Below are 13,249 nucleotides of genomic sequence, written 5' to 3' on the forward strand. Positions count from 1 at the left end.
ACATGTCCTCCTATTCCACCGGCGACGGTGCCATGGCGCTGACGATCACGTTCAAGCTCGGCACCGATCTCGACAAGGCGCAGGTGCTCGTCCAGAACCGGGTGGCGATTGCGACGCCGCGCCTGCCCGAGGAGGTGCGACGCCTCGGCGTCACGACCCTCAAGAGCTCGCCGGACCTGATGATGGTCGTGCACATGCTCTCCCCGGACGGCTCGTACGATCAGCTCTACGTTTCGAACTATGCGCGCAACTACGTCCGCGACATCCTGCTGCGGCTTGATGGCGTCGGCGATCTCATCATCTTCGGAGAGCGGCAATACTCCCTGCGGATCTGGCTCGATCCTGAGAAGCTCGCCTCCTACGGCATGACGTCGAGCGAGGTGGTGCGCGCGATTCAGGAGCAGAACGTTCAGGTCTCGGGCGGCGCCCTGGGGCAGGAGCCGACGCCGACCGATGCGGCCTTCCAGCTGACTGTGACCACGCAGGGGCGCTTCGAGGATCCGCGCCAGTTCCGGCAGATCATCGTCCAGGCCCGCGACGGGCGCCTCGTGCGTCTGCAGGATGTGGCCCGCATCGAGCTCGGAGCCCAGGATTACGTGACGAATTCCTATCTCAATGGCAGGCCTGCCGTTGCCCTGGGAATTTTTCAGCGTCCTGGCACCAATGCGCTCGGCGCGTCGGAGCAGATCATCCGGACCATGGAAGAGCTCAAGGCGAATTTCCCTCCTGGCATCGCCTACGAGATCGTCTACAACCCCACGGAATTCATCGCCGACAGCGTGAACGAGGTCTACAAGACCCTGTTCGAGGCCACGGCCCTCGTCGTGATCGTGGTCTTCGTGTTCCTGCAGAGCTGGCGTACGGCGATCATTCCCATCGTGGCGATTCCGGTTTCGCTGATCGGAACCTTCGCGTTCATGGCGGCCCTCGGCTTCTCGATCAACACGCTGACCCTGTTCGGCATGGTTCTGGCCATCGGCATCGTGGTCGACGACGCGATCGTCGTGGTGGAAAACGTGGAGAGGAACATCGCGCTCGGCATGTCGCCGCGGGATGCCGCGCACACGACCATGGACGAGGTCGGCACCGCGCTCGTGGCTATCGCGCTGGTCCTTGTGGCAGTGTTCGTGCCGACGGCCTTCATCCCGGGCATTTCCGGTCAGTTCTACCGGCAGTTCGCTCTGACCATCGCCGTGTCGACGGTGATCTCCGCCTTCAACTCGCTGACCTTGTCGCCGGCTTTGGCGGCTTTTCTCCTGAAGCCGCACAACCCGGAGCACTCAAGGAATCCGGTGGCCCGGTTCGGGCGATCGCTGGCCAACGGGTTCAACCGCGGGTTCGACGTGACGTCCAACGGCTATGCCAGGGCGGTCGGAGCCTTCGCACGTCACAAGCTGATCGTGCTGCCGATCTATGTGGGGCTTTTAGCCGGCACCGTGTGGATCGCCAATCACGTGCCGCGCGGCTTCATTCCGATGCTCGATCAAGGCTATGCCATCGTGGTGATCCAGCTGCCGGACGGCTCGTCCCTGTCGCGCACCGACGCGGTGGTCCAGAGAGCCTCCAAGATCATCCAGGAAACGCCCGGCGTGAGGAATGCCGTGGCCTTCGCGGGCTTCTCGGGTGCGACCTTCACGAATGCAACCAATTCTGCGGCGATCTTCGCGGCGTTCAAGCCCTTCGACGAGCGCATCAAGGCCGGGGAATCGGGGACGAAGATCATCGGGGATCTCTTCGCCCGCATGCAGCAGATCGAGGAGGCGTTCATCATCGCCATTCCACCACCGCCGGTGCGCGGCCTCGGCAATTCGGGCGGGTTCAAGGTCCAGCTTCAGAACCGGACCGGCGACGACGTGCGCGGGATCCTCGCGACGGCCTACCAGCTGATGGGGCAGGCGCGGCAGAACCCGAATCTGGCCGGCGTCTTCACCACCTTCTCGGCCAACTCGCCGCAGGTCTATCTGGAGATCGACCGGCAGAAGGCGAGCATCCTGAACGTGCCGATCCCGAATATCTTCGAGACGCTTCGCATCAATCTCGGCACGGCCTACGTCAATGACTTCAATGCGTTCGGCCGCGTCTACCAGGTTCGCGCTCAGGCCGATCAGCGCTTCCGAATCGACCAGGAGGACATCAACCGGCTGCGCGTCCGCTCCTCGACGGGTGCTCTCGTGCCGCTCGGCACGCTCGTCGAGATGCGGGAGGTGTCGGGGCCCGACCTGATCCAGCGCTACAACATGTTCACCTCGGTGGCCCTGCAGGGGGATTCCGCGCCGGGCGTCTCGTCGGGCGCCGCGCTCGACGCCATGGAGGCGCTGATCCGGCAGAGTCTGTCACCCGGCATGGGCTTCGAGTGGACGGAACTGGCGTTCCAGGAGCGCCAGACCGGCAATACGGCCGTGTTCATCTTCGCCCTGTCGGTGCTGTTCGTGTTCCTCGTGCTGGCGGCGCAGTATGAAAGCTGGTCCCTGCCTGTCGCGATCATCCTGATCGTCCCGATGAGCGTTCTCTCCGCGCTGATCGGCGTGATGATCCGGGGGCAGGACAACAACATTCTGACCCAGATCGGCCTCGTGGTTCTCGTCGGTCTGGCGGCCAAGAACGCCATCCTGATCGTGGAGTTCGCCCGGCAGGCGGAGTTCGACGGCAAGACCCCCGTGGAGGCGGTCGTCGAAGCCTGCCGGCTCCGGCTGCGCCCCATCCTCATGACCGCATTTGCGTTCATCCTGGGCGTTCTGCCTCTTGCCATCGCGACCGGGCCGGGAGCCGAGATGCGGCAGGCGCTGGGGACGGCCGTGTTCGCCGGCATGCTCGGCGTAACCGTGTTCGGACTGTTCCTGACACCGGTCTTCTATGTGGCCGTCCGGATGGCGGTCCTGCGGATGTTCAAGCGCCGGGCCGCGAAAGCCGCTGCGGCGAAGGGGGCTCACCCGTCGCCGGCCGAATAACTGGCGGGCAGGCCATCGGCGATGGGTGCCCGCCTTTGACCAGCCACCCGATGTGCTGTCATGGATGGCGGGCAGAATCGCCGTGAAAGGAAGCCTATGGACTCAGCCGGGGCAGGACGTATCGCGAAATGGGTCACCGAGGCCGGGCTGACCGGCATGTCGGAGCTCGAGCTCCTGAATGGCTTCTGTGATCGCCTGATCGCGGGCGGCATGCCCGTTTCGGCCGTGAACATCGTCATCGACACACTGCACCCGATCCATGAGGGGCGGGTGTTCCGCTGGCGTCGCGATGATCAGGAAGGACTTGCCCCTGTTGTGGAATACGGCCGCACCAATGTGGAGGGGCAGGCTGCCGAGAACTGGCGCCGGAGCACGTATTATCACCTTCACGTCAGCGGCGAGGACTTCCTGCGGCGGCGGCTCGGGCCCGGCCATCCCGATGACTTCTCCATCCTCAAGGACCTGCGTGCGGACGGGCAGACGGATTATCTCGCGTTGATCCATCGCTTCGCGGCGGAGGGTGCCATCGGCGAGATGGATTCGTTCTACTCGTCCTGGACGACAGATGTGCCTTCGGGCTTCAGCGACGATGAGATCACGTTTCTGCGCGAGCTGGCTGCCCCCCTGATGCTGGCCATGAAATGCGCCTCGCTCGCGCGCATCGCCAAGACGCTCGTCGAAACCTATCTCGGCCGCGATGCGGGCCGGCTCGTTCTCAACGGCCGCATCGCCCGCGGGGTCACCGACCGGATTCAGGCCGTGCTGTGGTTCAGCGATCTGCACGGATCCACCCATATCACCGAGACCGCGGACCCCGAGCAGATCATTCCGTTCCTGAACGATTATGCCGAGGCGATCATCTCGTCCATTTACGAGGCCGGAGGCGATGTCCTGAAGCTGATCGGGGACGGGACGCTCGCCATCTTCAAGGAGGAGGATCCGAGCGATGCCTGCCGGTGCGCGCTGAAGGCCGAGCGTCTGATGCAATCCCGGATCCGGGCTTTGAACGAAGAGCGCCTGTCCTGCGGCCTGCCGGTCACGAGCGCCTATCTCGGCCTCCACATCGGCGAGGTCTTCTATGGCAATATCGGCAGCCAGGATCGCCTTGATTTCACCGTCGTGGGACCGGCCGTGAACGAGGTCAGCCGGATCGGCGCCTTGTGCCGATCCGTCGAGCGGGATGTCCTCGTGTCATCGGCCTTCTTCTCAACCGCCTCCGAGGATGATCGGAGATGCCTCGTGTCAGTCGGCCGTTACGCCCTGAGAGGCGTCGCCCGGCCGCAGGACCTGTTCACGCTCGACCCTTCCTGGCTGGAACCGGAAGATCTTCGAGCGGGCACGGAATAGACAGCCCGGCTGCGCCAGAGACATTTGAACTGCGGTCACTCCGAACGAGCGGCTTTGGTTCTGCGCTCGACAGGCGTGATCGCCACAGCGTGCATTTCGCCCTTCTTGAGGAGGACGAGTTCGACGACGCGCCCGATCCGCCCGCCGTTCAGCAGGCGCACGAGGTCGTCGACGCCGCCGACCGGCTCCCCGTCCAGGGAGAGAATGACGTCTCCCTGTTCGAGCCGCGCCTCCTCCGCGGGGCTGCCCGGTTCGACGGCTGCGATCACCACGCCGAATGTTCCCGCCAGCCCGGCCGCATAGCTGACGCGCCGCGGGACCGGCACCGTCTGTCCGGCGATGCCGATCGAGGCCCGCCGGACCCGCCCGTGGCGGATCAGTTCCGAGACGACGAAACTCGCCGTGTTGCTCGCGACGGCAAAGCAGATACCCTGCGCGCCCATGATGACAGCGGTGTTGATGCCGATCACCTCTCCGGTGCTGGCGACCAGCGGCCCTCCGGAATTGCCCGGGTTCAGGGCCGCGTCCGTCTGGATCACGTCGTCGATGAGGCGCCCGGACTTCGCCCGCAGGCTTCGTCCGAGAGCCGAGACCACGCCGGCCGTCACGGTCGATTCGAATCCGAGCGGGTTGCCGATGGCGATCGCGATCTGACCGCGCTTCAGGCGCTTGGAATCGCCCAAGGTGGCGAAGGGCAGCCGGTCGGCGTGGGCGTGCAGCAGGGCCAGATCCGTATCCGGATCGTCGCCGATGACCCGCGCCGCGATGGTGCGTCCATCGGAGCCGGTGAGCTGCGCTTCCCGTGCGCCCTGCATGACATGGCTGTTGGTGAGCAGAAGGCCGTCGGGCGAGATGATGACGCCCGAACCCATCCCGGCCGCTCGGCCCGAGATCTGCGGCTCGACCCGCACGACCGCGGGACCGATGCGGTCCACGACGCTGGTGACGGCATGGGAGTAGGAATCAAGCAGCGCCGCATCGTTGCGTTCGTCGGATGCCGCTGGCGATGGTACTGCGGAACTCTGGGAGTGAAGGAGAAAGGTTGGAGTGCGATCGAGCATGGAGCCCTCCAGGATAACGCTATTTCACATCATGTGGTGATGCGCGGCGCGGGAACCAAGAGCCTGAGCACGTTGCCAAGTCTTCAAGTTACGAAGTTTCCAAGTCTCCAAGTCTCACAGGAGGATGAGACCGAGACGGACGGCCTGCGCGACCGCATCCGTCCGTCCCGTCGCGTCGAGCTTTGCGGCGATTGACGCGACGTGGAACTTCGCGGTGTGGAACGAAATTCCGAGCCTGCGGGCGATCAGCTTGTTCGAGGCGCCTTCCGCGAGCAGGCGCAGGACTTCGAGCTCCCGCGCCGTGAGCAGATCGTCTCGCGGCGGATCCGACGGAACGGGCGGGGCTGCATCCCGGCCGCTTCCGGCCGCACCGCGCGGCATGATGACGAAGCCCCGGCTCACGGCCTCCATGGCCAGCTGGAGATCCGGAGCGTCGACATCCGGCGGGAGAAGTCCAGCCGCCCCGGCCCTGATCGCCGACGCTCCATCCGGCGTGTCGCTCAGGAGGATCGCCGGGGCCGGTCCCGGCGAGGGCCAATGATCGGTGATCATCACGTCGGGCCGTGCGTGGTGCAGGGTGCCGATGTCGGCTTCGTCGGCCAGGATCGTGGCGATGCGGTCGAGGAGGGCCGTATCGTCGATGTGAAGAGCCACCTTGCGCAAAGTCTCACCCCATCGGCGCCAGCGTCTATCGAGGCTTCGGACGCTCCCTGACCTCGACGGCTAGTGTCATATGTTCACCCGCCCTCACGATTCCCAGGTCGACCGACTGGCCCACGCTCTCGGGACCGAGAAGCCTGTACACGTCGCGGACCGACGGAACGGGGGCGTCGTTCCACCTCATGAGGATGTCGCCCTGGCGGATTCCCGCCTTCTGCCCAGGGCCGTCCTGATCCACGCTGATCACGATCAGGCCGCGCGGCTGCGCGAGCCCGGCCGCATCGGCTGCGGCTTTGTCGATCCGGACCGGCTGAAGCCCGAGGCCCAGATAGCCGCGGGCCACATGGCCCTTTTCGAGGAGCTGCGGGGCCACCCGCGCGATGGTTTCCGACGGGATGACGAGCACGCGCCCGCGCGGACCGAGCACGGTCATGCCCAGGATCCGCCCGCCCGTGTCCAGGGCAATGCCGCCTTCCGATTGAAAGTCGAGCCTGAGGTCGAGATGGATCCTGCGGTCGATATGCCCGCCGCGCAGGCTTCTCCAGGGCCCGCCTGCAAGGGCCACGATGCCCATGGCGGCGCTCAGACCGTCCGGCTGGCGTCCCGCGGCGAGCACGAGATGACCGGCCCGAAGCCGGTCGGACGGATCGAAGGTCATGTCGGGCAGAGGCTGCTCCTCGACCCGGAGGAGGGCGATGTCCGTGCTCGGGTCCCGTCCGACAAGGCTCGCCGAGATCTGGCTTCCATCAGGCCGCGTGACCGGGACGTCCTCGTCGGCTTCCAGCGCCTCCTCGGCGGTGATCACGAGCCCGGGGCGCCAGAGGAAGCCGGTCGATGTTCCTCGCCTGCGCCCATGGATCGTCACGAGACGCGGAGCGATGCCATCGAGCAGGTCGGCGGTACGATCCGAAAACGTTTCAAGCGAAAAGGCGGCGGCGGGATCTGGCATGACAAGCCTCCTCGGTCATCGTCCGGACGATCCTGTCCGCAAACGGCGTTCTTCGATACTGACCGGGAGGCTAGGTGCGCCAGTGACCTCAGAAGGAAAGGCCCCGCCTTGCGGGCGGGGCCGGACTTCGTCAGCTGCGCTTCGGCGGCGAAGCGGGCCAGCTCTTGATGAGCGTGTCGTAATCCACCGTCTCGCCCTTGGGCTTCTCGTTCGCGAGCTTGCGCTGAGGCGCGATGGTGCCGGCGGCTTCCGCCTTCTTGAACCACTCCTCGGCAGAGGTCTTCGGGTTCAGCTTCGGGCCGCATTCACCCTGCACATTGGCGCGCTCGAGGCGTCCAAGCACCTCGTCCTGGGCATTGGCCAGCGAAGTCATGGCTTCCTGAGGCGTCTTGGTGCCGGAGGCCGCGTCGCCGATGTTCTGCCACCAGAGCTGGGCGAGCTTCGGATAATCCGGCACGTTGTTGCCGGTCGGGGTCCATTGCACGCGGGCCGGCGAGCGGTAGAACTCGACGAGACCGCCGAGCTTGGGCGCGCGTTCGGTCATGCTCTTGTCCCAGATGTCGCTCTCGCGGATGAAGGTGAGCCCCACATGGCTCTTCTTCAGCGAGACCGTCTTGGAGGTGACGAACTGCGCATAGAGCCAGGCCGCCTTGCGGCGCTCCACGGGGGTGGACTTCAGGAGCGTCCAGGATCCTGCATCCTGGTAGCCGAGCTTCATCCCGTCCTTCCAGTACGAGCCATGGGGCGAGGGTGCCATGCGCCATTTCGGCGTGCCGTCGGCATTCACGACAGGAAGCCCAGGCTTCACCATGTCGGCCGTGAAGGCCGTGTACCAGAAGATCTGCTGGGCGATGTTGCCCTGCGCCGGCACCGGTCCCGACTCGGAGAAGTTCATGCCCTGCGCCTGCGGAGGGGCATATTTCTTCATCCAGTCGAGATACTTGGTGATCGCATAGACGGCCGCCGGTCCGTTGGTGTCGCCGCCGCGCTCGACCGAGGAGCCGACCGGGCGGCAGCCTTCCATGCGAATGCCCCATTCATCGACCGGCAGTCCGTTCGGGATGCCCTTGTCTCCGTTGCCCGCCATGGACAGCCACGCGTCGGTGAAGCGCCAGCCGAGCGACGGATCCTTGCGGCCGTAATCCATGTGACCGTAGACCTTGACGCCGTCGACCTCCTTCACGTCGTTGGTGAAGAACTCGGCGATGTCCTCATAGGCCGACCAGTTGACCGGCACGCCGAGATCGTAACCGTATTTGGCCTTGAACTTCTCCTTGAACTCCGGACGCTGGAACCAGTCGTATCGGAACCAGTACACGTTGGCGAATTGCTGGTCCGGCAACTGGTACATCTTGCCGTCCGGCGCCGTCGTGAAGGACTTGCCGATGAAGTCGTTGATGTCCAGGGTCGGCGAGGTCACATCCTTGCCTTCGCCCGCCATCCAGTCGTCGAGCGGGATCGCCTGCTTGTAGCGGAAGTGGGTGCCGATGAGGTCCGAATCGTTGACCCAGGCGTCGTAGATGTTACGCCCCGACTGCATCTGCGTCTGGATCTTCTCCACCACGTCGCCTTCCTGGATCAGGTCGTGGGTGAGCTTGATGCCGGTGATCTCGGAGAAGGCTTTGGCCAGGGTCCTGGCCTCGTATTCATGGGTCGTAATGGTCTCGGACACCACGTTGATTTCCTGGCCGGCGAAGGGCTTGGCCGCGTTCACGAACCATTCCATCTCCTTCAGCTGCTCGTCCTTGGAGAGGGTCGACGGCTGGAATTCGCTGTCGATCCAGCGACGGGCTTCTTCCATCCCGGCGAGAGCGACGCTTGAGCCGAGCGCCATGGCGATGACGCTCGTCGAGATGAACAGTTTCAGGTGCCGGTGAGATTGGGTGAGTTTCATTGGTTCCTCCCAGTGTGTGCCCTGGCCGGCTTGTGCGCTGGTCTTGTTCCCTCCGGTCCGGGCAAACCGCAGGGCATTGTTGAGCCATTCCCTCCTAGACGTAGCGGAACACGACGGCTGCGAAGAGCAGGGAAAGGCCGGACGCCCACCACAGGTCCGGGCCGACGAAGCCCAGCCAGGCGAGGTGGATGAAGGCCGCACCAAGTAGCGAGATGAAGAGGCGGTCGCCCCGGGTGGTCGGGATGCGCAGCACGCCGACACGTTCCGTCTCCGGACGGTAGATCGCCAGCACGGTCATCACGAGCAAGAGGCTCGCGACGGCTGCGAAGAATAAGCCGGTCTGCCATGTCCAGGCCATCCAGGCGAGATCGGGCATGCGAGGCTCCTCAGACCCGGCCCAGGGCGAAGCCCTTGGCGATGTAGTTGCGGACGAACCAGATCACGAGTGCGCCCGGCACGATGGTGAGCACGCCGGCGGCGGCGAGCAGGCCCCAGTCCATGCCGGCGGCCGAGATCGTGCGCGTCATGGTGGCGGCAATGGGCTTGGCGTTGACCGACGTCAGAGTGCGTGCCAGCAGCAACTCGACCCACGAGAACATGAAGCAGAAGAAGGCCGCGACCCCGATGCCGGACGCAATCAGCGGCATGAAGATCTTCACGAAGAACCGCGGAAACGAATACCCGTCGATGGCGGCCGTCTCGTCGATCTCCCGGGGCACGCCGGACATGAAGCCCTCCAGAATCCACACCGCCAGGGGCACGTTGAACAGGCAATGCGCCAGGGCCACGGCCCAGGGCGTATCGAAGAGGCCGATGGCCGAGTAAAGGTTGAAGAACGGCAGGGCGAAGACCGCGGGCGGCGCCATGCGGTTGGTCAGCAGCCAGAAGAACAGGTGCTTGTCGCCCAGGAACCTGTAGCGGGAGAAGGCGTAGGCCGCTGGAAGCGCGAAGGAGATCGACAGCACCGTGTTGATCACCACGTAGGTCAGCGAATTGATGTACCCTGAGTACCAGCTCGCATCGGTGAAGATCTTGACGTAGTTGTCGAAGGTGATCTCCCTCGGCCAGAGCGTCAGACCCGACGTGATCTCCATGTTCGTCTTCAGGCTCATGTTGACGAGCCAGTAGATGGGCAGCATCAGAAACACGAGGTAGAGCGTCATCACCACGACCCGCCCGCTCACCCGCGGCCCGGACAGGGCGCGGTTCGCGGCCAGCGGGGCTGCAAGCGGCTTCGTGTCGGATCCGCCGACGACGATGGTTCCGGTCATGCTTCGACCCTCTCGCGTTCGGCGTCAACATTGGTCATGACGGTATAGAAGACCCAGCAGATGGCGAGGATGATCAGGTTGTAGACCAGCGACATGGCAGCCGCTTTGCCGAGATCGAACTGGCCGAGCGCCAGCTTCACCAGATCGATGGACAGGAAGGTCGTGGCGTTGCCCGGTCCGCCCCCGGTGATCACGAAAGGCTCGGTGTAGATCATGAACGAATCCATGAAGCGCAGCAGGACCGCGATCAGCAACACTCGGCGCATCTTCGGCAGCTGGATCGTGCGGAAGATCGCCCAGCGCGACGCGCCGTCGATCCGGGCTGCCTGATAATAGGCATCCGGGATCGATTTGAGGCCGGCATAGCACAGGAGGGCGACGAGGCTTGTCCAATGCCACACGTCCATGACGATGAGGGTGATCCATGCGTCGAGAGAGTCGTTGGTGTAGTTGTAATCGATGCCGAGATGATTGACGATCCAGCCGAGCAAACCGATGTCGCCGCGGGCGAAGACCTGCCAGATCGTTCCGACCACGTTCCACGGGATGAGAAGCGGCAGGGCCATCAGGACGAGGCAGAGGGCCACCGGCCAACCCTCTCTCGGCATCGAGAGGGCCACCGCGATACCGAGCGGCACCTCGATCATGAGGATGATCGCCGAGAAGAGGAGCGTCCGCCACAAGGCGTCGAAGAAGCGTCCGCCGAGTTCCGTCGACGGATCGAGCAATTCCTGGAACCACCCGATCCCGTTCCAGAAGAACTGGTTGTTGCCGAAGGTGTCCTGGACCGAGTAGTTCACGACGGTCATGAGCGGCAGGACGGCCGAGAAGGCCACGATGGCGAAAACTGGCAGAACGAAGAGCCAGGCTCTGTTGTTGACGGTCTTCGTCATGCCCTGTGTCCTTCGATCAGCTCACCCGAGACGAGATGCCCGTCGGCATAGATGTGGATGTGGCGTGGGTCGAGCGCGAGCGCAGCCTCGCTCCCTTCGATCGAAAGCCCGTCGGGAATGCTGGCGGCGAGGGGCCGCCCGCCCATCTCGACCCTGGCGATCCGGGCACGGCCGATATCGTCGATGCGCCGCACGCTCACGGGCAGTCCGGAGCCTTTCGGCTGAAGGCGCACGAATTCAGGGCGGATCCCGAGCTCCACGCGCTCCCCATCGGCCAGGGGGCGGTAGATCCTCTCCAAGCGGATGGCTTCATTGCCGACGAAAGCCGTCGCGCCTTCGACCTTGCAGGGCAGGATGTTCATGCCCGGCGATCCGATGAAATGTCCCACGAAGGTGTGCGCGGGACGCTCGAACAGTTCGTCCGGCGTTCCCGTCTGCACCACGGCGCCGTCGTGCATGACCACGACCTTATCGGCGAAGGTGAGCGCCTCGGTCTGGTCGTGCGTGACGTAGATCATCGTGATGTCGAGAGCGCGGTGAATCTCCTTCAGGGTGGAGCGCAGCTGCCACTTCAGATGCGGATCGATCACGGTGAGCGGCTCGTCGAACAGGATCGCCGCCACGTCGGGGCGGACGAGGCCGCGCCCAAGGGAGATCTTCTGCTTCATGTCCGCCGTGAGGTTGCTGGCCTTGCGGTCGAGCACGCGCGTGAGGTCGAGGAGCCTTGCGATCTCCTCCACCCGCTGAGCCGTCCTGTCACGCGGCACGTGCCGGTTCTTGAGCGGAAAGGCCAGGTTCTCCCGCACGCTCATGGTGTCGTAGACCACGGGGAACTGGAACACCTGGGCGATGTTGCGTGCTTCCGTCGGTAGATCCGTCACATCGAGGTCATCGAAGAGGACGCGCCCGCGCGTGGGGCGCACCAGGCCGGAAATGATGTTGAGCAGCGTGGTCTTGCCGCAGCCCGATGGGCCCAGCAGCGCATAGGCGCCACCCTGGCTCCAGACATGATTGATCTCCTTGAGAGCGTAATCATCCGGCTTCCGGGGATCCGCCTTGTAGGCATGGGCAAGATGATCGAGGGTGATGCGGGCCATCCGTCTCTCCTCACGCCGCCTTCTGCGCGGGATCGGCAGCGGCAAGACGGCCTTCCGCATCGAACAGGAACAGATGCTTTGGATTGATCGAGGCCGTGACGACCGATTTCGGCTCCAGCCGCCGCACGCCCGGGACCAGCGCGATGAGCCGGTGCTCCTGGGCATCGAGATGGACGTAACTTTCCGAACCGGTGATCTCGGACACGGACACCACGGCCGGGATCGTGATCTCATCCGCTCCGCCGGGCTCAAGGCCGAGGTGGTGGGCCCGGAAGCCGATCGTGTAATCCCCGTCGGGAACCGACGCGAGAGGGCCGGTGGCCCGGATCTCGCCGCCGGTGCTCAGGGTCGCGCTGCCACCGGTTCTGCGGACCTTGAGGGTGTTGAGCGGAGGGTCGGAGAAGACACGGGCGGTGGTCAGATCGCGGGGGCGGCGATATACCTGCGGCGTCGGTCCGAACTGGGTCACCCGACCTTCGAACAAGGTCGCCGTGTTGCCGCCGAGAAGCAGAGCCTCGGACGGCTCCGTCGTGGCGTAGACGAAAATAGCCCCCGAGGCCGCGAAGACCCGCGGCAACTCCTCGCGCAGTTCCTCCCGGAGCTTGTAATCGAGGTTGGCCAGGGGCTCGTCGAGCAGGACGAGATCCGCCCGCTTGACGAGGGCCCGGGCGATCGCGGTGCGCTGCTGCTGGCCGCCGGAGAGATTCAGGGGCTTGCGGTCAAGATAGGGTTCGAGCTTCAGGAGCTTGGCGGCATCGCGCACCCGGGCATCGATCTCGTTCTTCGGAAGGCCGGACACGCGCAGGGGCGAGGCGATGTTCTCGTAAACATCGAGCGAGGGATAGTTGATGAATTGCTGGTACACCATGGCCACGCTGCGGCGCTGGACGGGCCAGCCGGTCACATCCTGCCCGTTGACGAGAACCCGTCCGCTTGTCGGCGCATCGAGCCCGGCCATGAGGCGCATGAGCGACGTCTTGCCGGCCAGAGTCGCCCCGAGCAGCACATTGAGGGAGCCGCGCTCCAGGGTCAGATGGACGTCGTCCACATGAACCGCTGCTCCGACCTTCTTTGAAACGCCTTCGAGAGCGAGAGTCATCGACCACACCCCCGGCGTCGGACAGGGCCG

The 13,249-nt window shown here is 64.8% G+C and carries 11 protein-coding genes; 2 read left to right on the forward strand and 9 right to left on the reverse strand.

Annotated features, from left to right (window positions below; genetic code table 11):
* Positions 1-2,948, forward strand: a 2,948-nt coding sequence (locus KBI52_RS16730) for an efflux RND transporter permease subunit (protein WP_210808812.1), incomplete at its 5' end; no start/stop codon positions are given.
* Positions 2,949-3,044: 96 nt separating this feature from the next.
* On the forward strand, positions 3,045-4,295 hold the full coding sequence (locus KBI52_RS16735) for an adenylate/guanylate cyclase domain-containing protein (protein WP_210808814.1): 1,251 nt from the start codon (positions 3,045-3,047) through the stop codon (positions 4,293-4,295).
* Positions 4,296-4,330: 35 nt separating this feature from the next.
* Here the strand turns inward: KBI52_RS16735 and KBI52_RS16740 are convergent, their stop codons facing one another.
* The 9 genes from KBI52_RS16740 to KBI52_RS16780 all read right to left on the reverse strand — a co-directional run bounded on the left by KBI52_RS16740 (position 4,331) and on the right by KBI52_RS16780 (position 13,219).
* The gene (locus KBI52_RS16740) at positions 4,331-5,356 is read right to left on the reverse strand and encodes a S1C family serine protease (protein WP_173947818.1); all 1,026 of its coding nucleotides are present in this window, start codon (positions 5,354-5,356) and stop codon (positions 4,331-4,333) included.
* Between the two features lie 114 nt (positions 5,357-5,470).
* Complete coding sequence (locus KBI52_RS34185; RefSeq protein ID WP_173947856.1) at positions 5,471-5,767, reverse strand: response regulator transcription factor; 297 nt, start codon at positions 5,765-5,767, stop codon at positions 5,471-5,473.
* A 277-nt stretch (positions 5,768-6,044) separates the two neighbouring features.
* Positions 6,045-6,965, reverse strand: a complete 921-nt coding sequence (locus KBI52_RS16750; protein ID WP_210808816.1) for a S1C family serine protease — start codon at positions 6,963-6,965, stop codon at positions 6,045-6,047.
* 130 nt (positions 6,966-7,095) lie between these two features.
* Positions 7,096-8,799, reverse strand: a complete 1,704-nt coding sequence (locus tag KBI52_RS16755) for an ABC transporter substrate-binding protein (RefSeq protein WP_371823181.1) — start codon at positions 8,797-8,799, stop codon at positions 7,096-7,098.
* Between the two features lie 154 nt (positions 8,800-8,953).
* Positions 8,954-9,235: a DUF2160 domain-containing protein gene (locus KBI52_RS16760; RefSeq protein ID WP_173947821.1), complete on the reverse strand. Its 282-nt coding sequence runs from the start codon at positions 9,233-9,235 to the stop codon at positions 8,954-8,956.
* Positions 9,236-9,245: 10 nt separating this feature from the next.
* Positions 9,246-10,022 carry a carbohydrate ABC transporter permease gene (locus KBI52_RS16765; RefSeq protein WP_210808848.1) on the reverse strand — a complete coding sequence of 259 codons (777 nt, stop codon included), beginning with the start codon at positions 10,020-10,022 and terminating at the stop codon, positions 9,246-9,248.
* A gap of 104 nt (positions 10,023-10,126) precedes the next feature.
* A complete protein-coding gene (locus tag KBI52_RS16770) occupies positions 10,127-11,023 on the reverse strand; it encodes a carbohydrate ABC transporter permease (RefSeq protein WP_173947822.1) in 897 nt (298 codons plus the stop codon).
* Positions 11,020-12,120, reverse strand: a complete 1,101-nt coding sequence (locus KBI52_RS16775) for an ABC transporter ATP-binding protein (protein ID WP_210808820.1) — start codon at positions 12,118-12,120, stop codon at positions 11,020-11,022. The genes KBI52_RS16770 and KBI52_RS16775 overlap by 4 nt, the downstream gene beginning before the upstream one ends.
* Positions 12,121-12,130: 10 nt before the next feature.
* Positions 12,131-13,219, reverse strand: coding sequence for an ABC transporter ATP-binding protein (locus tag KBI52_RS16780; protein WP_173947824.1), 1,089 nt, complete (start codon positions 13,217-13,219; stop codon positions 12,131-12,133).
* Positions 13,220-13,249: the final 30 nt, after the last annotated feature.

The organism is Microvirga sp. HBU67558 (assembly GCF_018069605.1).
Lineage (GTDB): Bacteria > Pseudomonadota > Alphaproteobacteria > Rhizobiales > Beijerinckiaceae > Microvirga > Microvirga terrae.

Excerpts from the sequence above, each read along its gene's own strand:
- KBI52_RS16735 (WP_210808814.1), top strand. The coding sequence starts at position 3,045 with ATGGACTCAGCCGGGGCAGGACGTATCGCGAAATGGGTCACCGAGGCC.
- KBI52_RS16740 (WP_173947818.1), bottom strand. The coding sequence starts at position 5,356 with ATGCTCGATCGCACTCCAACCTTTCTCCTTCACTCCCAGAGTTCCGCA.
- KBI52_RS34185 (WP_173947856.1), bottom strand. The coding sequence starts at position 5,767 with ATGGAGGCCGTGAGCCGGGGCTTCGTCATCATGCCGCGCGGTGCGGCC.
- KBI52_RS16750 (WP_210808816.1), bottom strand. The coding sequence starts at position 6,965 with ATGCCAGATCCCGCCGCCGCCTTTTCGCTTGAAACGTTTTCGGATCGT.
- KBI52_RS16755 (WP_371823181.1), bottom strand. The coding sequence starts at position 8,799 with ATGGCGCTCGGCTCAAGCGTCGCTCTCGCCGGGATGGAAGAAGCCCGT.
- KBI52_RS16760 (WP_173947821.1), bottom strand. The coding sequence starts at position 9,235 with ATGCCCGATCTCGCCTGGATGGCCTGGACATGGCAGACCGGCTTATTC.
- KBI52_RS16765 (WP_210808848.1), bottom strand. The coding sequence starts at position 10,022 with ATGACGCTCTACCTCGTGTTTCTGATGCTGCCCATCTACTGGCTCGTC.
- KBI52_RS16770 (WP_173947822.1), bottom strand. The coding sequence starts at position 11,023 with ATGACGAAGACCGTCAACAACAGAGCCTGGCTCTTCGTTCTGCCAGTT.
- KBI52_RS16775 (WP_210808820.1), bottom strand. The coding sequence starts at position 12,120 with ATGGCCCGCATCACCCTCGATCATCTTGCCCATGCCTACAAGGCGGAT.
- KBI52_RS16780 (WP_173947824.1), bottom strand. The coding sequence starts at position 13,219 with ATGACTCTCGCTCTCGAAGGCGTTTCAAAGAAGGTCGGAGCAGCGGTT.